The organism is Georgenia sp. (genome assembly GCF_054605595.1).
Genome location: NZ_JBTSDU010000001.1, coordinates 45,749 through 70,730, shown reverse-complemented (window position 1 = coordinate 70,730; position 24,982 = coordinate 45,749). Strand labels below are relative to the sequence as shown.

The window sequence follows — 24,982 nt, the reverse complement described above, 5'->3', positions numbered from 1 at the left end:
CGGCCTTGTCGTGCGGCTCGAGCGGGGTGTCGCGCGGCTCGAGGTGTCGTGCGGCTCGGGCGGGGCGCGACGCTGGATCACCCGCGCAGGGCGTCCCGCATCGGGCGGAACTTCGCCTCGGTCTCGGCGAGCTCGGACTCCGGGTCGGAGGCGGCCACGAGGCCGCACCCGGCGAAGATCCGCAGCTCGCGGACGTTCGTCGCCGAGAGCTCGCCCGAGCGCAGGCCGATGCCCCACTCGCCGTCGCCGTCGGCACCGATCCACCCCACGGGCCCGGCGTAACGGCCCCGGTCCATCCGCTCGGCCTCGGCAAGAATGGTGGTCGCTTCCGTGGTGGGGGTCCCACCGACCGCCGCCGTCGGGTGCAGCGCGGCCGCGAGGCGCAGGCTCGACGGGCTCGGGTCACCGGCGTGGTGGGCGCCGTCCCCGCTCGCGTGCCACGAGCCGTCGACCACCCCGGTGACGTCGCTGGCCAGGTGCATGACGTTGGGCAGGTGCAGCACGAACGGCGCATCCGGGACGTTGATGCTCGCGCAGAACGGCCGCAGCGCACGCACGAGCGAGGCGACCGCGAAGTCGTGCTCCTCGAGGTCCTTCGACGACCGGGCGAGCTCGGCGGCGCGGCGCAGGTCCGCCGCGTCGTCGCCGGTGCGCTGGATCGTCCCCGCCAGGACGCGGCTTGCCGCGAGGCCCTTCTCCCGCCGGACCAGCAGCTCCGGCGTCGCACCGACCAGATGGTCGACGGCGAACGTCCAGCAGCCCGGGTAGTCCCCGGCCAGCCGGCCGAGCAGGTGGCGCACGTCCATCGGGCGCTCGGCCGTGGCGACGACGTCCCGCGCCAGCACCACCTTCGACACGTCGCCCGCCCGGATGCGCTCGACGACCGCGGCCACCGCGGCGGTCCACTCCTCCGCCGTCAGCGCGCCGTCGTGGAACGAGACGGGCCCGGGGCCGGTGACGGGGGTGGGGGAGGGCATCGTGGCGACGGCGTCGACGGCGTCGCTCTCGTCCGGGGCGGCGCTCGCGGGCAGCGCGGTGGTGATCCATGACCGCCCCTCGTGGGTGCCGATGACGACGGCGGGGACCACCAGCACGCCACCGGAGGTGGACTCCGCCGCGAAGGAGAACGAGCCGAACGCGACCGGCCCCGTGCCGGGCAGCCGGACGTCGTCGTGCACCGTCATCCGGGCGACGGCGCGGGACCACCAGGTGTCGGCGTCGCCGATGCGGTCCGGGCCCGACGTCTCGACCCGCAGGGCGGTGCCCCAACCGACCAGGCCCTCGCCGCGCCGGACCCACGAGAAGGTCGACGCCGGGTCCGCGGTGGGGAGCAGGGCGAGGAGGTCGTCGATCTGCTCGACCTCAACGGTCCGCACCACCAGGTCGGGGAGGTCCTGCGCCGCGACGGGGCCCGCCGCGACCCCGTCGGGGGTGTGGTCGCGGAACCGCGCTGGGCGGAAGTCGGAGGGCCGCGACGGGCGAACGGCGGCCGGGTCGGTGCTGAGCATCGCCGTCCAGGATATTCCCGCGCGCGCACCTCGTGCGCCGCCGCCGGGAACCGCACCGCCGTGCCCCTCCGCGCTGCCCCGGGGCCAGGGCGCCTTCCGCGGGCCCCGCGCCACGTGCATGGCCCACCGCCGCACCTGGGATGATGAGTGCCATGAGCCGAGCCAGCCTGGACAAGAGGCCGCGCGAGGTCGCCGGCATGTTCGACGACGTCGCCAAGCGGTACGACATCACCAACGACGTCCTGTCCCTGGGACAGGACCGGATCTGGCGGGTCGCCACGCGCAAGGCCGTCGGGGCGCGGCCCGGGGAGCGGGTCCTCGACCTCGCCGCCGGCACCGGCACGTCGTCGGAGGAGTACGCCGACGCGGGCATCGACGTCGTCCCCTGCGACTTCTCCACCGGGATGATGGCGGTCGGCAAGCGCCGCCGCCCCGATCTGCCGTTCGTGGCCGGTGACGCCATGGCGCTGCCGTTCGCCGACGAGACCTTCGACGCCGTGACGATCTCCTTCGGCCTGCGCAACGTCGCGGACACCGAGCGGGCCCTGCGCGAGATGCTGCGCGTGACCCGGCCGGGGGGCCGGCTGGTGATCTGCGAGTTCTCCCGCCCCACGTGGGCGCCCTTCCGCCTCGTCTACGAGACGTACCTCGGTCAGGTCCTGCCGCGCATGGCGGCCGCCGTGTCCTCCAACACCGAGGCGTACACCTACCTCGCCGAGTCGATCGTCGGCTGGCAGGCGCAGCGCGAGCTCGCCGCCTCGGTGCTGCGTGCCGGCTGGCGGCAGGTCGCCTACCGCAACCTCTCGGGCGGGATCGTCGCGCTGCACCGGGCCGTGCGCCCCGCCGACTGACGGCTCGACGCCGCGCCGCGCGACAGCCCGACGCCGCGCGACGCCTTCCTGATCCAGGGCGACCTGATCTGTGACGACGCAACACCCCGCACCGGCACCGCCGAGTGAGGTCCACCTAACAAGACTGTCCCGTGCCGGATTTGTAGACTCGGTGCGAACGGGCCCATCGGCCCACACCTCCTGGAGACGATCACGTGGGATCTGCCGTGCGCACGCGCGCCGCTGACGACGATGCCGATGTCATCGTCGTCGGGGCCGGACCCGGCGGCTCCGCCGCGGCCCACTACCTCGCCCAGACCGGGCTCGAGGTGCTCGTCCTCGAGAAGGGGACGTTCCCACGCGACAAGGTCTGCGGCGACGGCCTGACCCCGCGTGCGGTCGCGGAACTCATCCGGATGGGCGTGCCCACCCCGGAGGCGGACGGCTGGATCCGGAACTGGGGTCTGCGCACCTTCGGCGCCGGGCACCGCATCGAGATCCCCTGGCCCGAGCTCGCCGAGATGCCCTCCTACGGGCTGACGCGCTCGCGCATGAACCTCGACGAGACCCTGGCGCGTCACGCCGTCAGGTCCGGCGCCACCCTTCGGGAGGGGACGGCGGTGACCGGGCCCGTGCGGCACGAGCGCTCCGGTCGCATCCTCGGCGTCACCGCGCGCCCGGTGGACGCCGCCGGCCGCAAGTCCGGCGACGAGGCCACCTACCGCGCCCCCGTCGTGATCGACGCCGGCGGCGTCGCGGCCCGCCTGGCCACGTCGATGGGGATCGAGAAGGACATGGGCCGGCCCATGGGCGTGGCCGTGCGCACCTACTTCCGCTCCCCGCGCCACGACGACCCGATGATGGAGTCGCACCTGGAACTTTGGGACGGCAAACCCGGCGAGTCGAACCTCATGCCCGGCTACGGCTGGATCTTCGCCCTCGGTGACGGCACGGTCAACGTCGGGCTCGGCTCGCTCTCCTCGACGGCGAAGCCGACCGGTCTGGACTACAAGGCCATGTTCGGGACGTGGATGCGCAACGTGCCGCCCGAGTGGGAGTTCACCCCCGAGAACCAGGTGGGCGAGCTGCGCAGCGCGGCCCTGCCCATGGCGTTCAACCGCAAACCCCACTACACGCAGGGGCTGCTCCTCGTCGGCGACTCCGGCGGCATGGTCTCGCCCTTCAACGGCGAGGGCATCGCCTACGCCATGCAGTCCGGGAGGCTCGCCGCCGACGTCGTCGCCCAGGCCCACGCGCGCCCCACGTACTACCAGCAGGAGAAGGCCCTGCGGACGTACCCCAAGATCCTCGCCGACGAGCTCGGCGGCTACTACACGCTCGGCCAGGTGTTCGCCCGCATCATCGAGCGTCCGGAGATCATGCGGCTGTGCGTGAAGTACGGCCTGCCCCGCCCGACGCTGATGCGCTTCGTGATGAAGCTGCTGTCGGACGGTTTCGACCGGCGGGACGGGGACTGGATGGACAGACTGATCACCGCGTTGACCAAGATGGTGCCGCCGTCATGACGGGGCAGAGGGGTGTCGGGACGTACGTCCTAGGGGTCACCCTCTACGCTGTCCGTGGGCCTTTAGGCCCGGCGCCTCGCGGTGCCCTGGCATGTAGTCGTACGGAGGAACGATGACGAACCCGTTTGTTCCGCTGCTCGTGATGGCAGCGGTGGCGGCCGCGATGGCCCTCGGTGGTCTCGGCGCCAGCGCCATGATCGGCCCCAAGCGGTACAACCGCATCAAGGTCGCCAACTACGAGTGTGGCATCGAGGCGACACCCCGCGCGGCGAGCGCCGGACGCTTCCCGGTGAAGTACTACCTGATCGCGATGACCTTCATCGTCTTCGACATCGAGGTGGTCTTCCTCTACCCGTGGGCCGTCTCCTTCTCCGAGCTCACCGCCTTCGGGCTGGTGGCCATGCTCGGCTTCATCTTCCTGATCACGGTGCCGTACGTGTACGAGTGGCGCCGCGGCGGACTCGAGTGGGACTGAGGTAGCACATGGGACTCGAAGAGAAGGCCCCGTCGGGCTTCATGCTCACGACGATCGAGAAGGTCGTCGGCTGGAGCCGGTCCAAGTCGCAGTGGCCCGTCACGATGGGCCTGGCGTGCTGCGCCATCGAGATGATGGCCGCGGGCACCCCACGGTTCGACATGTCGCGGTTCGGGCTCGAGGTGTTCCGCGCCTCGCCCCGCCACGCCGACCTCATGATCGTCTCCGGCCGCGTGAGCCACCGGATGGCCCCGGTCATCCGCAACATCTACGACCAGATGGCCGAGCCGAAGTGGGTCATCGCCATGGGCGTGTGCGCCTCCTCCGGCGGCATGTTCAACAACTACGCCATCGTCCAGGGCGTCGACCACATCGTCCCCGTGGACATCTACCTGCCCGGCTGCCCGCCTCGCCCGGAGATGCTCATCAACTCCGTGCTCGAGCTGCGCAAGCAGGTCGAGTCGGCGCCGCTGGGCGTCAACCGCGAGGAGGCGGCCCGCGCCGCCGAGGCCGCGGCGCTCGCCGCGACCCCCACGCACCAGATGAAGGGCCTGTTGGTGTGAGCGACCGCAACGACGAGAAGCAGTCCGCGGCCGCCGCCGCGAAGCCCGGCAACGTCAGCGCCGAGGTCGGCACGACGGCGACCGCCGCCGCCGCCGAGGCCGCGGCGCAGAACATCCCCGCCGGCCCCAAGGGCGCCCGCACCCAGCTCGAGCTCGTGGAGACCCGCCACGGCATGTTCGGTGTCACCGGCTCCGGCGACACCACCGGCTTCGGCGGCCTCGTGGCCACCATCGCCATGGCGCCCGCCGCCACCCGCCCCTACGGGAGCTGGTTCGACGAGGCCGTCGACGTGCTCGTCGAGCTCCTCGCCGCGCAGGGCCTCGACCCCGAGCAGGTCATCGAGAAGGTCGTCGTCGACCGCGGCGAGCTCACGCTGTTCATCCAGCGCGAGCACGTCGCCACCGTGTCCCGCGCGCTGCGTGACGACCAGGACCTCCGCTTCGAGCTGTGCATGGGGGTCTCCGGGGTGCACTACCCGGGCGACGAGGGCCGCGAGCTGCACGCCGTCTATCACCTGTTCTCGATCACGCACACCCGCCAGCTCCGCCTCGAGGTCACCTGCCCCGACGCGGACCCGCACATTCCCACGGTCGTCGACATCTACCCCGGCAACGACTGGCACGAGCGCGAGACGTGGGACCTCATGGGGATCGTCTTCGACGGTCACCCCGCACTCGCGCGCACCGCGATGCCGGACGACTGGGTCGGCCACCCGCAGCGCAAGGACTACCCGCTGGGCGGGATTCCCGTGGAGTACAAGGGAGCCACCGTCCCGCCGGCCGACAACCGGAGGTCGTACCGCTGATGACTGCTTCCACCAACACCCGCCCCACCGCGGCCGGACCGGCCGAGGAGGCCCCCGGCGCGCGCGAGTTCGTCACCGAGGGCGGCGACTGGGCGGAAATCGCCGCCGAGGCCGAGCGCCTCGGCGAGGAGCGCATCGTCGTCAACATGGGTCCCGTCCACCCCTCCACGCACGGCGTGCTGCGCCTCGTGCTCGAGATCGACGGCGAGACGGTCCGCGAGATGCGCGTCGGCACCGGGTTCCTGCACACCGGTATCGAGAAGAACATGGAGTACCGCACCTGGACCCAGGGCGTGACGTTCTGCACCCGCATGGACTACGTCGCCCCCTTCTTCCAGGAGGTCGCCTACTGTCTCGGTGTCGAGAAGCTGCTCGGGATCACGAACGAGATCCCCGAGCGCGCCACGCTCATCCGCGTGCTCATGATGGAGCTCAACCGCATCGGCTCCCACCTGGTCTCCATCGGCTCCGGCGGTAACGAGCTGGGTGCGACGACCATGATGACCGTCGCCTTCCGCGGCCGCGAGGACATCCTGCGCATCTTCGAGCAGGTCTCCGGCCTGCGCATGAACCACGCCTACATCCGCCCCGGGGGCGTCGCGCAGGACCTGACCGCGAGCACCACGGACTACGTCCGGGAGCTGCTGCCGAACATCCGGCTCTCCGTCAAGGAGCTGGAGGACCTCGCCTCGGCGAACCCCATCTACAAGCTGCGCCACCAGAACGTCGGGGTCATGCCGTACGCCGGCGTCCTCGCCCTCGGCCTGACCGGGCCGAGCGCACGGGCGGCGGGCCTGCCGCTGGACATGCGGAAGATCCAGCCCTACTGCGGCTACGAGACGTACGACTTCGACGTGCCGGTGCGGGACCTGTCCGACGCCTACAACCGGGTCATGGTCCGGTTCGACGAGTGCTACGAGTCGCTCAAGATCATCACGCAGGTGCTCGACCGCCTCGACGCCACGCCCGGGCCGGTGATGGTCGCGGACAAGAAGATCGCGTGGCCCGCGCAGCTCTCCGTCGGCAGCGACGGCCAGGGCAACTCCCTGGAGCACATCAAGGAGATCATGGGCACCTCCATGGAGTCCCTCATCCATCATTTCAAGCTGGTGACCGAGGGCTTCCGGGTGCCGGCCGGGCAGGTCTACCAGATGATCGAGCACGCCAAGGGCGTGATGGGCGTGCATCTGGTGTCCGACGGCAGCACCCGCCCCTACCGGGCACACTTCCGTGACCCGTCCTTCGCGAACCTGCAGTCCGTGGCGATGATCACCGAAGGAGGCCAGCTGGCCGACATCGTCGTCTCCCTGGCCTCGCTCGACCCCGTCCTGGGAGGAGTGGACCGTTGATGAACGAGACCTACGCGCCCGAGGCCGACGCGCGACTGCGCGACGAGGCCCGGCAGATCATCGGCCGATACCCCGAGCCCCGCTCCGCGCTGCTGCCGATGCTCCACCTCATCCAGTCGGAGGACGGCTACGTCTCCCCACGGGGCATCGCGCTGTGCGCGGACCTGCTGGACCTGTCGCGCCCGGAGGTCTCCGCCGTCGCGACGTTCTACAGCCAGTACAAGCGCCACCCCAACGGGGAGTACACGGTCGGCGTCTGCACCAACGCGCTGTGCGCGGTCATGGGCGGGGACATCATCTGGGACAAGGTCGCCGAGCACCTCGGCATCGGCCACGACGAGACGACGCCGGACGGCCGGATCACGCTCGAGCGGATCGAGTGCAACGCCGCCTGCGACTACGCACCCGTGGTGATGGTCAACTGGGAGTTCTTCGACAACCAGACGCCGACGTCGGCCATCGACCTCGTCGACCAGATCACCGCCGGTGGCGCCGTGCACCCGACCCGCGGCGCCGAGACCGTGGGGACCTTCAAGGAGATCTCCCACGTGCTCGCCGGCTTCGAGGACGGCCGGGCGAACGAGGGCGGCAAAGCGGGCGAGCCCACCCTGCGCGGGCTGCGCATCGCCCGCGAGCACGGCTGGCGCGCCCCGCACGAGGACACCGCGGACCAGCGGGCCGTCGGCGGTGTGGACGTCGCCGCGGCCGAGGCCGCGGGCGTGGCACCCGTCGGCGACGTGGGCTCCAGCGCCGAACGCCCGCCCAGCACCGGGGCGGACACCACCGCCAAGACGGTCGACCACGAGGAGGAGAAGTGACACTCACCGCCCCGGGCCGGCTCACCCCGGTCCTCTCCGAGATCTGGGACGTACCGAACTCCTGGACCCTGGACGCCTACCGGGCGCACGAGGGCTACCAGGCGCTCGCCAAGGCCCTGACGATGGCTCCGGAGGACCTCGTCGCCGAGGTCAAGGCCTCCGGCCTGCGCGGCCGCGGCGGCGCCGGCTTCCCCACCGGCCTGAAGTGGTCCTTCCTGCCCAAGCCCGACGGCGGCCCGCGCTACCTCGTCGTCAACGCGGACGAGTCCGAGCCCGGAACCTGCAAGGACATCCCGCTGCTGATGGCGAACCCGCACGCCCTCGTCGAGGGGGTGGCGATCACGTCCTACGCCATCGGCGGCCACCACGCCTTCATCTACCTGCGCGGGGAGACCGTGCACGTGTACCGCCGGCTGCTCGCCGCGGTGCGCGAGGCCCGCGAGGCCGGCCTCATCGGGCAGGGCCTGGGACCCAACGGGGACTACGACCTGGACATCACCGTCCACACGGGTGCCGGTGCCTACATCTGTGGCGAGGAGACGGCGCTGCTCGACTCCCTCGAGGGCCTGCGCGGCCAGCCGCGGCTGAAGCCCCCGTTCCCCGCCGTCGCCGGCCTGTACGCGCGCCCCACGGTGGTGAACAACGTCGAGACGATCGCGTCCGTCCCCGCGATCGTCAGCCGCGGCGCCGACTGGTTCGCCGCCATGGGCACCGAGAAGTCCGCCGGGCACGGCTTCTTCTCCGTCTCCGGCCACGTGCGCAACCCCGGCCAGTTCGAGGCGCCGCTCGGCATCACCATGCGCGAGCTCATCGAGATGGCCGGCGGCATGCGGCCCGGGCACCAACTGAAGTTCTGGACGCCGGGCGGCTCCTCGACGCCGATCCTCACCGAGGCCGAGCTCGACGTCCCGCTGGACTACGAGTCGGTCGGCGCCGCCGGGTCGATGCTCGGCACGCGCGCGCTCCAGGTCTTCGACGAGACGACCTCGGTGGTCCGGGTCATCTCCCGGTGGAGCGACTTCTACCAGCACGAGTCCTGCGGCAAGTGCACGCCCTGCCGCGAGGGCACCTACTGGATGAAGCAGGTCATGCACCGCCTCGAGGCGGGCAAGGGCCTGCCCACCGACGTCGACCTGCTGCTCGACGTCTCCGCCAACATCGCCGGCCGGTCCTTCTGCGCCCTCGGCGACGCCTCGGCCACCCCGATCCAGAGCGGTATCAAGCATTTCCGTGCCGAGTTCGAGGCGGGCACGCACACCCCGGCCTGGGAACTGTTCCCGTACGAGGCCTCGGCCATCTTCCACGAAGCAGGTGTTCGATGACAGTCACGTCCGACCGTGCGACGCAGGCCCCCGTGGAGCTGCTCACGGTGACCATCGACGGCGTCGAGGTCGAGGTCCCCAAGGGGACCCTGGTCATCCGCGCCGCGGAGACGGCGGGGATCCACATCCCGCGCTTCTGCGACCACCCGCTCCTCAAGCCCGCCGGCGCCTGCCGGCAGTGCCTCGTCGACGTCTCCACCCCGGACCGCGAGGGCAACCTGCGCGCGATGCCGAAGCCGCAGACCTCCTGCACCACGGTGGCCACCCCCGGCATGGTGGTGGCCACGCAGCACACCTCCGAGGTCGCCACGAAGGCCCAGCACGGGAACATGGAGTTCCTGCTGATCAACCACCCGCTGGACTGCCCCGTCTGCGACAAGGGTGGGGAGTGCCCCCTGCAGAACCAGGCGATGAGCGACGGCCGCTCCGCCAGCCGCTTCGTGGACATCAAGCGCACGTTCCCCAAGCCGCTGAAGATCTCCTCCCAGATCCTCCTCGACCGGGACCGCTGCATCCTGTGCCAGCGGTGCACCCGCTTCTCCGCCGAGATCGCCGGCGACCCGTTCATCACCTTGCAGGGTCGTGGCGGCGGCTCCCCGGGCCGCGAGGTCCACGGCATCCCGGGTCAGCAGATCGGCACGTTCGACACGCAGGTGCTGGACTTCGCCGAGACCGGCACCGCCGCCCCCGCCGTCCCGGCCCTCGACCTCGCCGGCCCCGACGGCGCCCCCGGCCTCACCGGGTCGCTGTCCGCGGGCCCCACGCGCCCCGCGGAGCTGGACGCCTCCGGCCGCCCGTTCGCGTCCTACTTCTCGGGCAACACCATCCAGATCTGCCCGGTCGGTGCGCTCACGTCCGCGACGTACCGCTTCCGGTCCCGGCCGTTCGACCTCGTCTCCACCCCCTCGGTGGCCGAGCACGACGCCGGCGGCTCCGCCATCCGCGTCGACCACCGCCGCAGCACCGTGGTGCGCCGCCTCGCCGGCAACGACCCCGAGGTCAACGAGGAGTGGATCACCGACAAGGACCGCTTCGCCTTCACCTGGCAGGACGCGCCGGACCGCATCAAGGTCCCGCTGGTCCGCGAGGAGACGGGCGAGCTCGTCCCCACGAGCTGGTCCGAGGCCCTGGACATCGCCGCCCGCGCCCTGGCGGGCGCCCGGGACACCGGCGGCGTCGGCCTCCTGCCCGGTGGCCGACTCACCCTCGAGGACGCCTACGCCTGGTCGAAGTTCGCCCGCGTGGTCCTGGGCACGAACGACATCGACCACCGGGCACGCGCGCACTCGGCCGAGGAGGAGCAGTTCCTCGCCCACCACGTGGCCGCGACCGGCCAGGGCGTGACCTTCACCGACCTCGAGCACGCCGACCAGGTCCTCCTGGTGGCGCTGGAGCCGGAGGACGAGTCCGGCACGATCTTCCTGCGGCTGCGCAAGGGCATGCTGGCGGGCAGCGTCGACGTCGCCACCGTCGCCCCGTTCGCGACCCGGGGCGCCACGAAGATGCGGGCCCGGCTCGTGCCCGCCGCGCCCGGCACCGAGCCCGAGGTGCTCGACGCCATCCGCACCGCCGCCACCGAGACCGACCTCGCCACCCTGGCCACCCGCCTGGCGGAGCCCGGCGCCGTCATCCTGGTCGGCGAGCGCGCCGCCGCCGTGCCCGGCACGCTGTCCGCGGTCAGCGCGCTGGCCGAACGCACCGGTGCCCGCATCGCCTGGGTGCCGCGCCGCGCCGGCGAGCGCGGCGCCGTCGATGCCGGCACGCTGCCCGGGCTGCTGCCCGGCGGTCGTCAGGCCGCCGACGCCGACGCCCGCGTCGACCTCGGCGCCGTCTGGGGCGTGGCGGCGCTGCCTGCGGGCCGGGGCCGCGACCTCACCGCCATCCTGGGCGCCGCGCGCGAGGGGGCCCTCGGTGCCCTCGTCGTCGGCGGGCTCGAGCTGCGCGACCTGCCCGACCCGGTCCTGGCCCGCGAGGCGCTCGAGCGGGTGGGCTTCGTGCTCCAGCTCGAGGTCCGCCGCTCGGAGGTCTCCGCCCACGCCGACATCGTGCTGCCGGTCGCGCCGCCCGTGGAGAAGGCCGGCAGCTTCGTGAACTGGGAGGGGCGCGTGCGCCCGTTCGGGCAGGTCCTCGTGACCCGCTCGCTCTCGGACCGTGAGGTCCTGGACTCCCTCGCGACGGAGATGGGCGCCGAGCTCGGCCTGGACTCCCTCACCGCCACGCACGGCGAGCTCACCGAGCTCAGCGGTTGGGGGGGCCTGCGGCCGCCCGCACCGACCGCGGCCCCGGCGCCGCTGCCGGCCCCCGGGTCCGGCCAGGCCGTGCTCGCCACCTGGAAGCCGCAGCTCGACGCGGGCCGGGGGCAGGACGGCGAGCCGCACCTCGCCGGCACCGCGCACCGCCCCGTCGTGCGCGTCGCCGCCGCCACGGCCGCCGAGTTCGGCGTCGTCGACGGGGACCGGCTGACCGTCGCCGGGCCCGTGGGCTCGATCACCCTGCCGGTCCAGCTGACCGCCATGCCCGAGCACGTGGTGTGGCTGCCGGAGAACTCACCCGGCTCGAGCGTGCGCACGATGCTCGGAGCCGGCGTCGGCTCGGTCGTCGACGTGACCGCCACCCCGAAGGAGAACCAGTGATCCCGCTGCTCGCGTCGGCGGCACCAACCGCCGACTTCAGTGAAGACACCTGGTGGATCTGGCTCATCAAGGCCGTCGCCATCCTGCTGTTCCTCATCCTCTCGGTCCTCCTGGCCCTGTGGGTGGAGCGGCGCGGCCTCGGCCGCATGCAGACCCGCTCGGGCCCGAACGTGGTGGGCCCGCTGGGTCTGTTCCAGGCGATCGCGGACGCCCTGAAGCTGGTGCTGAAGGAAGACTTCTGGCTCAAGGGCGCCGACCGGGTGCTGTATCTCCTGGCACCGTTCATCGCCGCGTTCTCCTCCTTCATGGTCTACGCGGTCCTGCCGTTCGGCCCCGGGGTCACCATGTTCGGCATCCGGACCCCGCTGCAGCTGACCGACATGCCCGTCGCGGTGCTGTACATCCTCGCGATCACCTCGGTCGGGGTGTACGCGCTCGTCCTCGGCGGCTGGTCCGCGAACTCGACCTACCCCCTGCTCGGCGCGGTCCGCTCCTCGGCGCAGGTCATCTCCTACGAGCTCAGCATGGGCCTGTCCCTGGTCAGCGTGTTCCTGGTCGCCGGCTCGATGTCGACGTCGCAGATCGTGAACAGCCAGACCTCCCTGTGGTGGGGCATCGCCCTGCTACCGGCGTTCATCGTGTACCTGATCTCCATGGTCGGTGAGGTCAACCGGCTGCCGTTCGACCTGCCCGAGGCGGAGGGCGAGCTCGTCGCCGGTCACATGGTCGAGTACTCGTCGATGAAGTTCGCGTGGTTCTACCTCGCCGAGTACATCAACATGTTCAACGTCTCCGGGGTGGCCACCACCTTGTTCTTCGGTGGCTGGCGCGCGCCGTGGCCGCTGTCCTCCGTCGGGGACGGCGTGCTGAACACCGGCTGGTGGCCGATCCTGTGGTTCCTGGTCAAGGTGTGGTTCTTCATGTTCCTCCTGATCTGGGTCCGCGGCACGCTGCTGCGCTTCCGGTACGACCAGTTCATGAAGCTGGGCTGGAAGGTTCTGATCCCCGTCGCACTGGTCTGGCTCGTCGCGGTCGCCGTGATCCAGGGCGTGCGCCAGTTCGCCGACGTCGAGCTGACGACGCTGCTGCTGTGGATCGGTGGCGTGTTCGCCGTCGTCCTCGTCGCACTGCTGCTCTGGCCCGAGAAGAAGGCCCCCCCGGCCGTCGAAGGTGCCACGGTCCGGCCCGACATCACGCCGGGCACCTCGGACTTCGACGCCTTCGCCGGTGGGTTCCCCGTTCCGCCGCTGCCCGGGCAGACCCTGCCGCCGTCGCCGCGGCGCCAGCGCGAGACCGCCGCCGCCGTCCCGTCCACCACCCCCAAGGAGGGTCAGGATGTCTGAGGAGAAGACCCCTCGCGACCAGGAGCTCGGGCGCGCCCGCAAGCACCGCGGGGAGGTCGCCGCGTTCGACCCCGCCGCGCTCGGCCCTGCCAAGAGGGGCCCGATCGGTTCGCTGTTCGCCCCGGTCGCCGGCTTCGGCGTGACCATCTCCTCGATGTTCCGCCCGGTCGTCACCGAGCAGTACCCGTTCGAGAAGCTGCCGACGCAGCCGCGCTTCCACGGCCGACACCAGCTCAACCGCTACGCGGACGGGCTCGAGAAGTGCATCGGCTGCGAGCTGTGCGCCTGGGCCTGCCCGGCGGACGCGATCTTCGTCGAGGCCGGCAACAACTCCCCGGAGGGCCAGTACGCCCCGGGCGAGCGGTACGGGCGCGTCTACCAGATCAACTACCTGCGCTGCATCCTGTGCGGTCTGTGCATCGAGGCGTGCCCCACCCGGGCGCTGACGATGACCAACGAGTACGAGCTCGCCGGCCCGACCCGGGAGGGCCTCATCTACGAGAAGCAGGACCTGCTCGCCCCGTTGCTCGAGGGCATGCTCGCCGCCCCGCACCCGATGGTCGAGGGCACCACCGACAGCGACTACTACCGAGGCGAGGTCACCGGCCCCACCCAGGGCCAGGTCGACTGGGTGCGCGAGCACCGCCCCGAGGACCCGACGCTGCCGTCCGCCCGCCCGGTCGCGGCCGCTGGGGGGAACGCCCGATGAACGCTCTCCCCCTCGCCGCGACGCTCGGGACCGCGGTCACGTTCTCCACGGGTGAGGCCGTGCTGTTCTGGGTGCTCGCACCCGTCATGGTGCTCGCCGCGCTCGGTCTGTTGTTCCTGCGCAAGTCCGTGTACGCCGCGATGTGCGTCGTCCTGATCATGCTGAGCCTGGCCGCGCTGTACGTCGCGCAGGGGGCACCGTTCCTCGGCGTGGCACAGGTCGTCGTCTACACGGGCGCGATCATGATGCTGTTCCTATTCGTGCTCATGCTCGTCGGCGTCGACGCGTCCGACTCGCTGACCGAGACCATCAGGGGCCAGCGCGGTGTCGCGGTGCTCGGCGGGCTCGGCCTCGTGCTGGTGCTCGTCGGCGTCGTCGCCACCGCGGTCATGCCCGACCCGGTCGGCGTGGACGCCGCGAACGCGGACACCAACCCCGTCGGGGTGGCCCGCCTGATCTTCTCCGACCACGTGTTCACGATGGAGATCACCGGCGCCCTGCTGATCGTGGCTGCGCTCGGCGCCGTCACGCTCACGCACGGCGAGCGGCTGCACAAGAAGCTCTCCCAGGCCGACACCGCCGAGGCGAAGATGCGGGCCTACGGCGAGGGCCGGGGCGGCATCCGCATGCTCCCGGCGCCCGGCGTCTACGCCCGGTCCAACTCCGCCGCCGTCGCGGCCCTGTCCGGTACCGGCGAACCCATCCAGGACTCGGTGCCGCGCGTGCTGCGCATCCGTGGCCAGGAGCGCCCCATCGGCGACGTCGCCCCCGAGGCCGTCGAGGCCGTGGCCCGGTCCCGGGCGGGGGACGAGGCGGCCGGCCTGTTCGGCGCCGCGGCGTCCCGGGGCGTGCGGCAGTCCGGCCTGCCCGGCATGCGCGGCGAACCCGCGCCCACCCCGGGCGTGCCCGGCGATCCCGTGGCCACCATCGAGCCCGGCGAGACCGCGGCCGAGATCACCGAAGGCGAGGAGGGCCGATGAGCCTGGTCAACTACCTGGTGCTGGCGGCGATCCTGTTCGCCATCGGCGCCACGGCCGTCCTGGTGCGCCGCAACGCGATCGTCGCCCTCCTCGGCGTCGAGATCATGCTGAACTCCTCGAACCTGGTGCTCGTGACGTTCGCCAGGCTGCACGGTGACCTCACCGGCCAGGTCATGGCGTTCTTCGTCATGGTCGTCGCGGCCGCCGAGGTCGTCGTGGGGCTGGCGATCATCGTGTCCATCTTCCGAACCCGCAGGTCAGCGTCGGTCGACGACGTCAACCTGCTGAAGCACTGACGGGGGCTGGCGTGAGCGCCACCATGTCTGGTTCTGTATTCCTGCCCGCGGGCCTCGACGCGGCCGCCCCGGCCGTCGCGGCCGACGGCACCGGCTCGGCGTCACTGATCTGGCTGGCTGTCGCGATCCCGATGGTCAGTGCCGGGCTGCTGCTCGTGCTCGGGCGCCGGGCCGATGCCTGGGGCCACTGGCTCGGCGTGCTCGCCACGACGGCGGGCTTCGTCGTCGGGCTGGCCACCACGATCCAGCTCGCCGGGCTCGAGCCCGCGCAACGGGTCATGGACGTCCACCTGTTCAGCTGGATCCCGGCGGGCGGGCTGAACGTCGACGCCGGCATGCGGGTCGACCCCCTGTCGATGACCTTCGTCCTGCTCGTGACGTTCGTCGGCACGCTGATCCACATCTACTCCGTCGCCTACATGGCGCACGACGGCGACCGGCGCCGGTTCTTCGCCTACCTGAACCTCTTCGTCGCCGCGATGCTGACCCTGGTCCTGGCCGACAGCTACGCGCTGGCCTTCCTCGGCTGGGAGGGTGTGGGCCTGGCGTCCTACCTGCTCATCGGGTTCTGGAACCAGAACCCCGACTACGCCACGGCCGCCAAGAAGGCGTTCGTGATGAACCGCGTCGGTGACATGGGCCTCCTGCTCGCGATGGGTGGCATGTTCGCCGCCTTCGGCGCGCTGGACTTCACCTCCGTGTTCGGCGCCGCCGCCGGCGCGAACGAGGGCGTGCTCACCACGATCGGGCTGCTGCTGCTGCTGGCCGCCACCGGCAAGTCCGCGCAGGTGCCGCTGCAGGCCTGGCTCGGGGACGCGATGGCGGGCCCGACCCCGGTCTCCGCCCTCATCCACGCCGCCACCATGGTCACCGCCGGCGTCTACCTCCTGGTGCGCTCCGGCCCCATCCTCAACGGCGCACCGACCGCGCAGCTCGTCGTCGCCGTCGTCGGTGCGGTCACGCTCCTGTTCGGGGCGATCGTCGGGTCGGCCAAGGACGACATGAAGAAGGTGCTCGCCGCCTCCACCATGTCCCAGATCGGGTACATGATGCTCGGCGCCGGGCTCGGCCCGATCGGCTACGCCTTCGCGATCTTCCACCTCATCACGCACGGCTTCTTCAAGGCCGGCCTGTTCCTCGGGGCCGGCTCGGTCATGCACGGCATGAACGACGACGTCGACATGCGCCGCCTCGGCGGGCTGGCGAAGTACATGAAGATCACCTGGGTGACCATGGGCCTGGGCTGGCTCGCGATCATCGGCATCCCGCCGTTCTCCGGCTTCTGGTCCAAGGACAAGATCATCGAGGCGGCGTTCGTCGGCGAGGGCTGGCAGCCGTGGGTCTTCGGCACCGCCGCCCTGCTGGGCGCCGGGATCACCGCCTTCTACATGTCCCGCCTGTTCTTCATGATCTTCCACGGCAAGGAGCGCTGGCGTGAGCTGCCCGAGGCCGAGCGGCCGCACCCGCACGAGTCCCCGGCCCTCATGACGATCCCGATGATCGTGCTCGCCGCCGGCTCCCTGGGCCTGGGCTTCGTGATGAACCTGGGTGGCGGCTTCGTGGACTGGCTCGCGCCGGTGACCGGGCAGGTCGAGCAGCACGAGCCCGTGCTGTCGGTGCCGGTGATCACGGTGGCCACCCTGGTGCTGGTGCTCGTCGGTGCGCTGCTCGCGTGGCGCATGTACGGCGCCTCGCCGGTCCCCGCGACCGCCCCGGCAGGAAACGCCCTCACCCGTGCGGCGCGGCAGGACCTGTACCAGGACGCCTTCAACGAAGGTGTGTTCATGCGCCCCGGTCAGTACTCGACCCGGGCCCTGGTCTACGCCGACTCCGCCGTGGTCGACGGTGCGGTCATGGGCGTGGCCCGTTCGACGTCCGGCCTCGGCACGGTCATCGGCAAGCTTCAGAACGGCTACGTCCGTTCCTACGCCGCCACCATGCTCGTCGGTGTCGTCGTCGCCCTTGTCGTCGTCCTCGCCTCGCGCGTGTAGAGCCCAGAGGAAGAGGTAGAGGAAAGTCATGCAGAACGTGAACGAGGCAACCTTCCCGTGGTTGACCGTGCTCATCGTGGTCCCGCTCGTCGCGGCCGCGGTGCTGTGGCTGGTCAAGCCGCTGCACAAGGTCGCCCGCCCCTTCGGGCTGGGTGTGTCCCTCATCGTGCTCGCCGGCGGCGTCGCGATGGCCACCCAGTTCGACGTCTCCGCTGCCGGAGAGCAGCAGTTCGGTGAGATCCACGGCTGGATCCCGCAGCTCGGTGTCTCCTACGCCGTCGGCGTCAACGGTCTCGGGCTGGCGATGATCCTCCTCGCCGTGCTCCTGGTGCCGTTGGTGCTGCTCGGTGCCTGGCGCGAGCAGGAGGTCGTGCCACCGGGTGCGATCCTGGAACGTCGGCAGATGGGCTTCGTCGCCCTGGTGCTCGCGCTCGAGGCCGTCATGGTGGCGGTCTTCGCCGCCCGTGACGTGTTCCTCTTCTACGTCATCTTCGAGGCCATGCTGCTGCCGGTGTACTTCCTCATCGGCAACTACGGCGGGCCGAAGCGGCGCACCGCTGCGCTGAAGTTCCTGCTGTACTCCCTCGCCGGCGGTCTCATCATGCTGGTGGGCGTCATCGCCCTGTACCTGCAGGGACCGGGCGGCGAGCAGGGCTTCCTCGTCGACAGCCTCGTCGGCAACCTCGAGATGACGGCGACGACGGAGCGGCTGATCTTCCTCTCCTTCTTCATCGCGTTCGCCATCAAGGCGCCCATGTTCCCGGTGCACACCTGGCTGCCCGACGCCACCCAGCAGGCCACGCCGGGCACCTCGGCGCTCCTGGTCGGCGTGCTGGACAAGGTCGGCACGTTCGGGATGATCACGCTGATCCTGCCGCTGTTCCCGGCGGCTTCGGAATGGGCCGCGCCGGTCGTCATCGTGCTCGCGATCGTCTCGATCCTCTACGGCGGCATGCTCGCCATCGGCCAGCGCGACATCATGCGCCTGATCGCGTTCACGTCCGTGAGCCACTTCGGCTTCATCGTCCTGGGCATCTTCGTGCGCGAGCAGGTCGCCCTGACCGGTGCGATGGTGTACATGGTCGCCCACGGTGTCTCCACCGCCGCGCTGTTCCTCATCTCCGGGTTCCTGACCCAACGGGGCGGCACGCAGGAGATCCCCGCGTACCGAGGCATGCAGCGGATCACCCCGGTGCTGGCGGGCACCTGGCTCGTCGCGGGCCTCGCCCACCTGGCGCTGCCCGGCCTGAGCGGCTTCGTGCCGGAGTTCCTGGTGCTGCAGGGCACGTTCCGCTACTCGATCGTCGCCGCCGCCTTCGCGGTGCTGGGCATCGTCCTGGCGGCGTTGTACATCCTGCTGCCCTACCAGCGCATCTTCACCGGCCCCAAGCTCGAGCGGCTCGAGGGGGCGCCGGACCTCGGCGCCCGCGAGAAGGGGATCGTCGCGGCCCTGGTCGTCGCGATGCTCGCGCTCGGCTTCTACCCGGCGCCCGTGGTCGACGCCGTCACCCCGGTGGCGACGTCCGTCGCCCTGGAGCGGCCCAGCGCGCTGGACGCCACCGCCGCGCCGGGCCCCGGCACGACCGACGTCGGTGAGCCGGGCAGCGGGGCCGACGGCGCCGCCGTCGCCCAGAGTGTGCCGACCGCCCGCACGGAAGAGGGAACAGCCAAGTGAACACGTTCGTCGCTCCCACCGTCGACTGGGCGGCGCTGACCCCGCTGCTGCTCGTCCTGGGCGCAGCCGTCCTCGGGGTGCTGGTCGAGGCCTTCGCACCGCGGACGGCGCGCCGGCCGATCCAGCTCGTGCTGAGCCTGCTCGCCACCGCCGCTGCCCTGGTCGCCGTCGTCTGGCGCTGGACCGTCATCCAGGACGCCGGTCCCGCCGAGCTCGTCGGCGGCGCGTTCATCCAGGACGGCCCCGCGCTCGCCGCACAGGGCCTGCTCGCCCTCTTCGGCCTCCTCGGCATCCTGGTGATCGCGGACCGCACCGAGACCGGCGAGGGCGCGTTCGCCGCCCAGTCCGCCACCCGCCCGGGCTCGCCCGAGGAGGCGGACTACTCCCGCGCCGGCTACGCACAGACCGAGGTCTTCCCCCTGACGCTGTTCGCGCTGGGCGGCATGATGCTCTTCGCCGGTGCGGGCGACCTGCTGACGCTGTTCGTCGCCCTCGAGGTCCTCTCCCTGCCGCTGTACGTGCTCTCCGGCATGGCCCGCCGTCGTCGCCTGCTCTCGCAGGAGGCGTCACTGAAGTACTTCCTGCTCGGCGCGTTCGCGTCCGCGTTCGTGATCTTCGGCATCGCCCTGCTCTACGGCTACTCCGGCAGCGTGCGTTTGGACGAGATCGCCCAGGCCGTCCCGGTCACCACCGGCATGGACTGGATGCTGCTGGCCGGCTCGCTGCTCGTCATCGTCGGCCTGCTGTTCAAGGTCGGTGCCGTGCCGTTCCACGCCTGGACGCCCGACGTCTACCAGGGCGCCCCGACCCCTATCACCGGCTTCATGGCCGCCGGTACCAAGCTCGCCGCCTTCGTGGCGCTGATGCGGTTCGTCTACGTGGTCCTGCCGGACATGTCCTGGGACCTCGAGCCGGTCCTCTGGGGCATCATCATCCTGACGATGCTCGTCGGCACCGTGCTCGGGATCATCCAGACGGACGTCAAGCGCATGCTGGCGTACTCCTCGATCGCCCACGCCGGCTTCGTCCTCATCGGCGTCATCTCGTTGAGCAGCAAGGGCATCGCCGCGGTGCTGTTCTACCTCCTCGCCTACGGTGTGGCCTCCATCGGCGCCTTCGGCCTGGTCACCCTGGTGCGCGAGCGCGACGGCGAGGGCAACGTCACGGGCGAGGCGACGCACCTGTCGCAGTGGGCCGGCCTCGGCCGGCGCAGCCCCGCGATCGCCCTGGCGATGGTCGTCTTCCTGTTCTCCTTCGCGGGTATCCCGCTGACGGCCGGCTTCATCGGGAAGTTCGCCGTGTTCTCCGCGGCGGTCGACGCCGGGGGGACGGTCCTCGTGGTCCTGGCGGTGCTCGCCTCGGCCGCCACGGCGTTCTTCTACGTACGCCTCGTCGTGCTCATGTTCTTCACCGAGCCCGACGGCGAACGCACCGCCGTGGTGTCCTCCGAGGGGATGACCGCCGTGGCCGTCCTGGTCTGCGCCGTCCTCACCGTGCTGCTCGGCGTCCTGCCCGGCCCGGTGCTCGACCTCGCGGCCCAGGCGGCGGTGTTCCTTCCTTGAGTACCCTTCCTCCCGTGACCGCGATCCTGCCGCTCGGCGACCCCGAGCTGGAGGCCCGGCTCGGGCCGCTCATGTCCGACGTCGAGTCCCGGCTGCTCGCCGGCGTCGTGGGCGCGGACGAGCTGGTGGACGCACCCGCCGTCCACCTCGCCCGCGCGGGCGGGAAGCGGTTGCGCCCCCTCCTGACGCTGCTCACCGCCCAGCTCGGCGGGGGCAGCAACGCGGAGGTCCTCACGGCCGCCGTGGCCGTCGAGCTGACGCACCTGGCGACGCTGTACCACGACGACGTCATGGACTCCGCGACGATGCGCCGTGGCGCTCCCGCGGCCCACGAGGTGTGGGGCAACTCGGTGGCCATCCTCACCGGCGACCTGCTCTTCGCCCGGGCGTCGCAGCTCGTCGCCTCGCTCGGGGCGGACGCGGTGCTCGTGCACGCGGAGACCTTCGAGCGGCTCTGCCTGGGCCAGCTGCACGAGACGCTCGGCCCCGCCGCGAGCGCCGACCCGGTGGCGCACTACCTGGGCGTCCTCGCCGACAAGACCGGCTCGCTCATCGCCGCGGCCGCCCGCTACGGCGCGACGTTCTCGGGCGCCGGCCCCGAGGTCGCGGACCTCGTGACGCGTTACGGCGAGAAGGTCGGCGTGGCCTTCCAGCTCGCCGACGACGTCATCGACCTCTCGGCCGACGCCGCCGCCACCGGCAAGACCCCCGGCACCGACCTGCGCGAGGGCGTCGACACCATGCCGGTGCTGCTGCTGCGCGAACGGGCCGCCGCCGGCACCATCGACCCCGCGGGCGCCGCGGTGCTCACGCGCCTGGGCGAGGACCTCGAGTCGGACGAGGCGCTGCGGGCCGTCGTCGCCGACCTGCGCCGCCACGCCGTCGTCGACCAGGCCCGCGAGCTCGCCACCACCTGGGCCCGCGACGCCGTCGCCGAGCTCGAGCCGCTGGCCGACGGCGCCGTGAAGCGGGCGCTGGCGTCCTTCGCCGGCATCATGGTGGACCGGCTCGCCTAGCGCCCCGGCCGGCGCGGTCGGGCCGGTGCGGTCGGGCCGGTGTGCTCCGGTCGAGGGAGTTAGGCCGTCCGGGCCCGGCGACGCAGGCCGTCGGCGGTGACGAGCGCGATCGCCACCCACACCAGGACGAACCCGGCCCACCGCTCGGGCGGCATGGGCTCGTGGAACACGGCCAGCGCGACGACCATCTGCAGCACCGGGGTGAGGTACTGCAGCATCCCCACCACGCTCAGCGGCAACCGCCGCGCGGCAGCGCCGAAGAGCAGGAGCGGCACGGCCGTGAGGGGCCCGGCGAGCAGCAGCAGCAGCGTGTGCTCGGGGCCCTGGGAGCCGAACGTGGCCGCGCCCGTGGCGGTCAGCCACACGAGGTAGCCGACGGCGACGGGGAGCAGCGCCGCCGTCTCCACCGCCAGGCCCGGCAGGGCGGCGACGGTGCGCCCCGCCCGGTTCTTCGTCAGCCCGTACAGGCCGAAGGACGCCGCGAGCGTCAGCGAGATCCAGGGCAGCTGCCCGTACCCGACGGCGATGACCACCACCGCCGCCGCACCCACCCCGACGGCGGCCCACTGCAGCGGGCGGAGCCGTTCCCCGAGGACGACGACCGCGAGCAGCACCGTGACGATCGGGTTGATGAAGTACCCCAGGGCGGCGTCCAGCGTGCGCCCCGTGTTCACCCCGTACACGTACACGAGCCAGTTGACGGCGACCAGGGCGGCCGCGAGGGCGAGGGTGGCCACCGCCCTGCGGTCCGCCAGCGCGGCCCGCAGCGTGGCGAAGGTGCGGGTCAGCGCCAGCACGAGCAGGCAGAACGCCAGGCTCCACACCGCCCGGTGGGCGACGATCTCCACCGCCCCGGCGCGCTCGAGCAGCCGGAAGTACAGCGGGAAGCCGCCCCACAGCAAGTAGCCGGCGAGCCCGAACGCAAGACCGGCGCGGTCCACGCCCGGCGGCCCGGCGGCGTCGGGAAGTGTCTGGGGGCGGGCCACCCGCCCACTCTGGCACGCCCTAGACTGGCTCCTGGACTTTCTCCGGGTGGTTGCCCCGCGCGGCCACCACCCCGACACACCCTGACGAGAGGTACCCGTGAGCAGTTCCCGCCCGCTGAGCGTCGCGCTCGTCGGTGCCGGCCCCGCCGGCATCTACGCCGCCGACATCCTGTCGAAGTCCGGGCTGGCGGTGAGCATCGACCTGTTCGAGCGCCTCCCCGCGCCGTACGGGCTGGTGCGCTACGGCGTCGCCCCCGACCATCCGCGCATCAAGCAGATCATCGTGGCGCTGTACAAGATCCTCCAGCGCGGTGACATCCGGCTCATCGGGAACGTCGAGGTCGGCCAGGACGTCAGCGTCGAGGAGCTGCGCCGCCACTACGACGCCGTGATCTTCTCCACCGGGTCCGACCGGGACGCCCCGCTGAGCATCCCCGGCGCCGACCTGCCCGGCAGCCACGGCGCCGCGGAGTTCGTCTCCTGGTACGACGGGCACCCGGACGTGCCGCGCACGTGGCCGCTGGACGCGCGGGAGGTCGCCGTGCTCGGCGTCGGGAACGTCGCGCTGGACGTCGCCCGGATCCTGGCCAAGCACGTCGAGGACCTCATGGTCACCGAGATCCCGGCGAACGTCGCCGAGAGCCTGGCCGCCAGCCCCGTGACCGACGTCCACCTGTTCGGGCGTCGCGGCCCCGCCCAGGCGAAGTTCACCCCGCTCGAGCTGCGGGAGCTGGGCAAGGTGCCGGACGTCGACGTCATCGTCTACGACGAGGACTTCCAGTTCGACGAGGGTTCGGAGGAGGCCATCCGCTCCTCCAACCAGACCAAGCAGGTCGTCAAGACGCTCATGGACTGGACCCTGAAGGATCCGGCGGAGCGCAGGGCGTCGCGGCGCATCCACCTGCACTTCCTGCACCGCCCGGTCGAGATCCTCGGCGACGGGCGCGTGGGGGCGATCCGCACCGAGCGCACCGAGCTCACCGGGGACGGCAGCGTGCGCGGCACCGGTGAGCTCGTCGACACCCCGGTCCAGGCCGTCTACCGCGCCGTGGGCTACTTCGGCTCCCCGGTGGCGGGCCTGCCGTTCGACGAGAGCGGCGGCGTCGTCCCCAACACCGAGGGCCGCGTCCTCGGCGACGACGGGGAGTACGTGCCCGGCGTCTACGTGACCGGCTGGATCAAGCGCGGACCGGTGGGTCTCATCGGCTCCACGAAGTCCGACGCCCAGCAGACGATCGCGCACCTCGTCGAGGACGCCGGGGCGGGGCTGCTGCGCGCCCGCACCGACGACGCCGCCGAGGTCGGCCACGACGCCATGCTCGGCGCGCTCGACGCCGCGGGCGTGCGGTACACGACGTGGCAGGGCTGGGAGCTGCTCGACCAGTTCGAACGCGCCCTCGGGCAGGCGTTCGAGGGTGTCGAGCGGGAGCGGGTCAAGGTCGTCCACCGCGAGACCATGACGGCGATCTCGCGGGGCGAGGAGCACGACGGCCGCCTGCTCTGACGGCCCGCCGACCGGGTCGCGGACGCGGCCACCCGGGCCTGGCTCCGGCGGGGTGTGGCGCCGGACCCCCTGGTCCGGGGCGGGGGCGTCAGGAACCCGGGCGGGTCGGCGAGCGTTGGAGCGGTAGGAGCACGGGACAGGAGCGCACATGACCGATCGTCACCACAACGGGCTGAAGACCACCCTGCTGCTCGGCGGCATGTGGGCCGTCCTGCTCGTCATCGGTGCGCTGATCGCCTCGAACACCGGCCGCTCGATGTTCTTGTGGCTGTTCGCGGGCCTCGGCGTCGCCACCACGTTCTACAGCTACTGGAACTCCGACAAGCTCGCGATCCGGGCCATGGCCGCCAGGCCGGTGAGCGAGGCGGAGGCACCTGGCTTCTACGCCATCGTGCGCGAGCTCGCGACGGCGGCCCGCCAGCCCATGCCGCGGCTGTACATCGCACCCATGGACCAGCCGAACGCGTTCGCCACGGGCCGCAACCCCCGCAACGCCGCCGTCTGCTGCACCGAGGGCATCCTGCGGCTCCTCGAGCCCCGGGAGCTGCGGGGCGTGCTCGGCCACGAGCTGATGCACGTGTACAACCGCGACATCCTCACCTCCTCCGTGGCGGCGGCGCTGGCCGGGGTCATCACCGCCATCGCCCAGTTCCTCATCTTCTTCGGCGGCAACCGCGGCCGGGGCGGCAATCCGATCGCCATGCTCGCGACGGCGCTGCTCGCCCCGATCGCCGCCTCACTCATCCAGCTCGCCGTCTCCCGCACGCGCGAGTACGACGCGGACGAGGACGGCGCCCGGCTCACCGGTGACCCGCTCGCGCTCGCCTCGGCGCTGCGCAAGATCGAGCGCGGTGCCGCGGCCCGGCCACTCGCCCCGACCAACCGCGTGGAGAACGTCAGCCACATGATGATCGCGAACCCGTTCCGCGCGGGCGGGGTCAGCCGGCTCTTCGCCACGCACCCGCCGATGGACGAGCGCATCGCCCGGCTGGAGCGCATGGCGGGCTACTGAGCCCGCGGCCCGTCCCGGCCGACGCCCCTGGCGCCAGGACGAGCGCCGGCCGATCTTCGGCCACCGGTCAGGTCCGGG

The 24,982-nt window shown here is 71.9% G+C and carries 21 protein-coding genes; 19 read left to right on the top strand and 2 right to left on the bottom strand.

Annotated elements, in window-relative coordinates:
• Positions 1-77: 77 nt before the first annotated feature.
• On the bottom strand, positions 78-1,508 hold the full coding sequence (locus ACYC1Z_RS00330) for an isochorismate synthase (protein ID WP_461407562.1): 1,431 nt from the start codon (positions 1,506-1,508) through the stop codon (positions 78-80).
• A 152-nt stretch (positions 1,509-1,660) separates the two neighbouring features.
• On the opposite strand from ACYC1Z_RS00330, the gene ACYC1Z_RS00325 reads away from it, so the two are divergent.
• The 17 genes from ACYC1Z_RS00325 (at position 1,661) to ACYC1Z_RS00245 (ending at position 21,402) form a co-directional block, all read left to right on the top strand.
• The gene (locus ACYC1Z_RS00325; RefSeq protein ID WP_461407561.1) at positions 1,661-2,359 is read left to right on the top strand and encodes a demethylmenaquinone methyltransferase; all 699 of its coding nucleotides are present in this window, start codon (positions 1,661-1,663) and stop codon (positions 2,357-2,359) included.
• Between the two features lie 206 nt (positions 2,360-2,565).
• Positions 2,566-3,864, top strand: coding sequence for an NAD(P)/FAD-dependent oxidoreductase (locus tag ACYC1Z_RS00320; protein ID WP_461407560.1), 1,299 nt, complete (start codon positions 2,566-2,568; stop codon positions 3,862-3,864).
• Between the two features lie 112 nt (positions 3,865-3,976).
• A complete protein-coding gene (locus ACYC1Z_RS00315) occupies positions 3,977-4,339 on the top strand; it encodes an NADH-quinone oxidoreductase subunit A (RefSeq protein WP_461407559.1) in 363 nt (120 codons plus the stop codon).
• A gap of 8 nt (positions 4,340-4,347) precedes the next feature.
• Positions 4,348-4,902, top strand: coding sequence for a NuoB/complex I 20 kDa subunit family protein (locus tag ACYC1Z_RS00310; RefSeq protein WP_461407558.1), 555 nt, complete (start codon positions 4,348-4,350; stop codon positions 4,900-4,902).
• The gene (locus ACYC1Z_RS00305; RefSeq protein ID WP_461407557.1) at positions 4,899-5,708 is read left to right on the top strand and encodes an NADH-quinone oxidoreductase subunit C; all 810 of its coding nucleotides are present in this window, start codon (positions 4,899-4,901) and stop codon (positions 5,706-5,708) included. The genes ACYC1Z_RS00310 and ACYC1Z_RS00305 overlap by 4 nt, the downstream gene beginning before the upstream one ends.
• Positions 5,708-7,057, top strand: coding sequence for an NADH-quinone oxidoreductase subunit D (locus ACYC1Z_RS00300; protein WP_461407556.1), 1,350 nt, complete (start codon positions 5,708-5,710; stop codon positions 7,055-7,057). The genes ACYC1Z_RS00305 and ACYC1Z_RS00300 overlap by 1 nt, the downstream gene beginning before the upstream one ends.
• Positions 7,057-7,875 (top strand): NADH-quinone oxidoreductase subunit NuoE, encoded by an 819-nt coding sequence (gene nuoE / locus ACYC1Z_RS00295; RefSeq protein WP_461407555.1) that lies wholly within the window; start codon positions 7,057-7,059, stop codon positions 7,873-7,875. Before ACYC1Z_RS00300 ends, nuoE begins: the two co-directional genes overlap by 1 nt.
• Positions 7,872-9,197: an NADH-quinone oxidoreductase subunit NuoF gene (gene nuoF / locus ACYC1Z_RS00290; protein WP_461407554.1), complete on the top strand. Its 1,326-nt coding sequence runs from the start codon at positions 7,872-7,874 to the stop codon at positions 9,195-9,197. Before nuoE ends, nuoF begins: the two co-directional genes overlap by 4 nt.
• Positions 9,194-11,830 carry an NADH-quinone oxidoreductase subunit G gene (locus ACYC1Z_RS00285; protein ID WP_461407553.1) on the top strand — a complete coding sequence of 879 codons (2,637 nt, stop codon included), beginning with the start codon at positions 9,194-9,196 and terminating at the stop codon, positions 11,828-11,830. Before nuoF ends, ACYC1Z_RS00285 begins: the two co-directional genes overlap by 4 nt.
• Complete coding sequence (nuoH, locus tag ACYC1Z_RS00280) at positions 11,830-13,173, top strand: NADH-quinone oxidoreductase subunit NuoH (protein WP_461407566.1); 1,344 nt, start codon at positions 11,830-11,832, stop codon at positions 13,171-13,173. The genes ACYC1Z_RS00285 and nuoH overlap by 1 nt, the downstream gene beginning before the upstream one ends.
• Complete coding sequence (gene nuoI / locus ACYC1Z_RS00275; RefSeq protein ID WP_461407552.1) at positions 13,166-13,882, top strand: NADH-quinone oxidoreductase subunit NuoI; 717 nt, start codon at positions 13,166-13,168, stop codon at positions 13,880-13,882. The genes nuoH and nuoI overlap by 8 nt, the downstream gene beginning before the upstream one ends.
• Entirely contained in the window at positions 13,879-14,862 is a 984-nt protein-coding gene (locus ACYC1Z_RS00270) for an NADH-quinone oxidoreductase subunit J (protein ID WP_461407551.1), read from the top strand. The genes nuoI and ACYC1Z_RS00270 overlap by 4 nt, the downstream gene beginning before the upstream one ends.
• The gene (gene nuoK, locus ACYC1Z_RS00265; RefSeq protein ID WP_461407550.1) at positions 14,859-15,158 is read left to right on the top strand and encodes an NADH-quinone oxidoreductase subunit NuoK; all 300 of its coding nucleotides are present in this window, start codon (positions 14,859-14,861) and stop codon (positions 15,156-15,158) included. Before ACYC1Z_RS00270 ends, nuoK begins: the two co-directional genes overlap by 4 nt.
• Positions 15,159-15,181: 23 nt before the next feature.
• Positions 15,182-17,149: an NADH-quinone oxidoreductase subunit L gene (nuoL, locus tag ACYC1Z_RS00260; protein WP_461407565.1), complete on the top strand. Its 1,968-nt coding sequence runs from the start codon at positions 15,182-15,184 to the stop codon at positions 17,147-17,149.
• 28 nt (positions 17,150-17,177) lie between these two features.
• Positions 17,178-18,824 (top strand): NADH-quinone oxidoreductase subunit M, encoded by a 1,647-nt coding sequence (locus ACYC1Z_RS00255; RefSeq protein ID WP_461407549.1) that lies wholly within the window; start codon positions 17,178-17,180, stop codon positions 18,822-18,824.
• Complete coding sequence (gene nuoN, locus ACYC1Z_RS00250; RefSeq protein ID WP_461407548.1) at positions 18,821-20,386, top strand: NADH-quinone oxidoreductase subunit NuoN; 1,566 nt, start codon at positions 18,821-18,823, stop codon at positions 20,384-20,386. The genes ACYC1Z_RS00255 and nuoN overlap by 4 nt, the downstream gene beginning before the upstream one ends.
• A 71-nt stretch (positions 20,387-20,457) precedes the next feature.
• Entirely contained in the window at positions 20,458-21,402 is a 945-nt protein-coding gene (locus ACYC1Z_RS00245) for a polyprenyl synthetase family protein (protein ID WP_461407564.1), read from the top strand.
• A 59-nt stretch (positions 21,403-21,461) separates the two neighbouring features.
• On the opposite strand, the gene rarD is transcribed toward ACYC1Z_RS00245, so the two are convergent.
• Complete coding sequence (rarD, locus tag ACYC1Z_RS00240; RefSeq protein ID WP_461407547.1) at positions 21,462-22,388, bottom strand: EamA family transporter RarD; 927 nt, start codon at positions 22,386-22,388, stop codon at positions 21,462-21,464.
• A 97-nt stretch (positions 22,389-22,485) separates the two neighbouring features.
• On the opposite strand from rarD, the gene ACYC1Z_RS00235 reads away from it, so the two are divergent.
• Both ACYC1Z_RS00235 and htpX read left to right on the top strand, forming a co-directional pair.
• On the top strand, positions 22,486-23,892 hold the full coding sequence (locus ACYC1Z_RS00235; protein WP_461407546.1) for an FAD-dependent oxidoreductase: 1,407 nt from the start codon (positions 22,486-22,488) through the stop codon (positions 23,890-23,892).
• 148 nt (positions 23,893-24,040) lie between these two features.
• Positions 24,041-24,904 carry a zinc metalloprotease HtpX gene (gene htpX, locus ACYC1Z_RS00230; protein ID WP_461407545.1) on the top strand — a complete coding sequence of 288 codons (864 nt, stop codon included), beginning with the start codon at positions 24,041-24,043 and terminating at the stop codon, positions 24,902-24,904.
• The last annotated feature ends 78 nt before the right edge of the window (positions 24,905-24,982 follow it).

What these genes read in the sequence shown, in the direction of transcription:
- ACYC1Z_RS00315 (WP_461407559.1), top strand. Translation starts at nt 3,977, where the DNA reads ATGACGAACCCGTTTGTTCCGCTGCTCGTGATGGCAGCGGTGGCGGCC.
- ACYC1Z_RS00330 (WP_461407562.1), bottom strand. Translation starts at nt 1,508, where the DNA reads ATGCTCAGCACCGACCCGGCCGCCGTTCGCCCGTCGCGGCCCTCCGAC.
- ACYC1Z_RS00310 (WP_461407558.1), top strand. Translation starts at nt 4,348, where the DNA reads ATGGGACTCGAAGAGAAGGCCCCGTCGGGCTTCATGCTCACGACGATC.
- nuoK (WP_461407550.1), top strand. Translation starts at nt 14,859, where the DNA reads ATGAGCCTGGTCAACTACCTGGTGCTGGCGGCGATCCTGTTCGCCATC.
- ACYC1Z_RS00255 (WP_461407549.1), top strand. Translation starts at nt 17,178, where the DNA reads ATGCAGAACGTGAACGAGGCAACCTTCCCGTGGTTGACCGTGCTCATC.
- ACYC1Z_RS00325 (WP_461407561.1), top strand. Translation starts at nt 1,661, where the DNA reads ATGAGCCGAGCCAGCCTGGACAAGAGGCCGCGCGAGGTCGCCGGCATG.
- htpX (WP_461407545.1), top strand. Translation starts at nt 24,041, where the DNA reads ATGACCGATCGTCACCACAACGGGCTGAAGACCACCCTGCTGCTCGGC.
- ACYC1Z_RS00300 (WP_461407556.1), top strand. Translation starts at nt 5,708, where the DNA reads ATGACTGCTTCCACCAACACCCGCCCCACCGCGGCCGGACCGGCCGAG.
- ACYC1Z_RS00245 (WP_461407564.1), top strand. Translation starts at nt 20,458, where the DNA reads ATGTCCGACGTCGAGTCCCGGCTGCTCGCCGGCGTCGTGGGCGCGGAC.
- nuoE (WP_461407555.1), top strand. Translation starts at nt 7,057, where the DNA reads ATGAACGAGACCTACGCGCCCGAGGCCGACGCGCGACTGCGCGACGAG.
- nuoI (WP_461407552.1), top strand. Translation starts at nt 13,166, where the DNA reads ATGTCTGAGGAGAAGACCCCTCGCGACCAGGAGCTCGGGCGCGCCCGC.
- ACYC1Z_RS00270 (WP_461407551.1), top strand. Translation starts at nt 13,879, where the DNA reads ATGAACGCTCTCCCCCTCGCCGCGACGCTCGGGACCGCGGTCACGTTC.
- ACYC1Z_RS00285 (WP_461407553.1), top strand. Translation starts at nt 9,194, where the DNA reads ATGACAGTCACGTCCGACCGTGCGACGCAGGCCCCCGTGGAGCTGCTC.
- nuoL (WP_461407565.1), top strand. Translation starts at nt 15,182, where the DNA reads ATGTCTGGTTCTGTATTCCTGCCCGCGGGCCTCGACGCGGCCGCCCCG.